Below are 1,239 nucleotides of genomic sequence, written 5' to 3' on the forward strand. Positions count from 1 at the left end.
GCACCCCGCCGGCCTCGGCCACCGCGGTGCCGGCCGACTACGCCGACCGCGCCTCGCCGGAGCACCCCCCGGGCTTCTACGGTCCCGCCGACGGCGGCACCGCGGTGAACGCCCTGCGGACCGAAGACCGCCTCAGGGCGCTCGACCTCGCGCCGCTGAACGGCGCCCGCACCGGGACGCTCGCCGGCGCCGAGACCCTGGATCTGCGCCCGAGCCTGTTCACGCTGGCGCTGCTGCTTCTGGTGCTCGACACGCTGGCCGGGCTCTGGCTGGGCGGCTTCCTCAACCGCGGCTCGGGCGGACTGGTCGGCCGCCTGCGCGGCCGCGCGGCGATGCTCGCGATGGCGGGCGTGCTCGTGCTCGGCGGCCTCGGCGCGCCGCCTGCGCAGGCGGAGGAGCCGCCGGCGAACCGCCCGAACGGCATCGAGTCGGCGCTGGTCACGCGGCTCGCCTACGTGGTCACAGGCGACGCTGCGGTCGACGAGGCGAGCCGGGCCGGTCTCACCGGCCTGACTCAGATGCTGGCCTCGCGGACCGCCCTGGAGCCGGGCGAACCCGCCGGCCTCGACCCGGCCAAGGACGAGCTGGCGTTCTATCCGCTGATCTACTGGCCGATCGCGCCGGGCCGGCCCCAGCCCTCGGAAGCGACGATCCGGCGGATCGACGCGTTCATGCGCAACGGCGGCACCGTCCTGTTCGACACCCGCGACGCGCTGACGGCGCGGGCCGGTGGGCCACCGACGCCGGAGGCCGCCTACCTGCGCAAGATGCTGGCGACGCTGGAGATCCCGGAGCTGGAGCCGGTTCCGTCCGACCACGTGCTGACGAAGGCGTTCTACCTCGTCGACAGCTTTCCCGGGCGCTATGCCACCGGCCAGACCTGGGTCGAGGCGCTGCCGCCGGCCGCCGAGGGCACCGAGCGCCGCCCGGCGCGGGCCGGGGACGGCGTCAGCCCGATCGTCATCACCGGCAACGACCTCGCCGCCGCCTGGGCGATCGACCGCCGCGGCGACCCGCTCTACCCGGTGGTCGGCGGCGACCAGCGCCAGCGCGAGATGGCGTTCCGCGGCGGCGTCAACATCGTGATGTACACGCTGACCGGCAACTACAAGGCGGACCAGGTCCACGTGCCGGCCCTGCTGGAGCGGCTGGGACAGTGAGATCTCTTCGCGTTCAGGCCAGCTCTTCTCCCTCCCCCCTTGGCGGGGGAGGGTACCCTGCGCAGCGGGGGGGGAGAGG

Annotated in this window: 1 protein-coding gene; it reads left to right on the plus strand. The window is 74.8% G+C overall.

Going from position 1 to position 1,239, the window contains the following annotated elements:
- A partial coding sequence (locus FV230_RS28450) for a DUF4159 domain-containing protein (protein WP_147844741.1) occupies positions 1–1,160 on the plus strand: 1,160 nt, incomplete at its 5' end.
- Positions 1,161–1,239 lie beyond the last annotated feature (79 nt).

It is taken from the genome of Methylobacterium sp. WL6 (genome assembly GCF_008040095.1).
Taxonomy (GTDB): domain Bacteria; phylum Pseudomonadota; class Alphaproteobacteria; order Rhizobiales; family Beijerinckiaceae; genus Methylobacterium.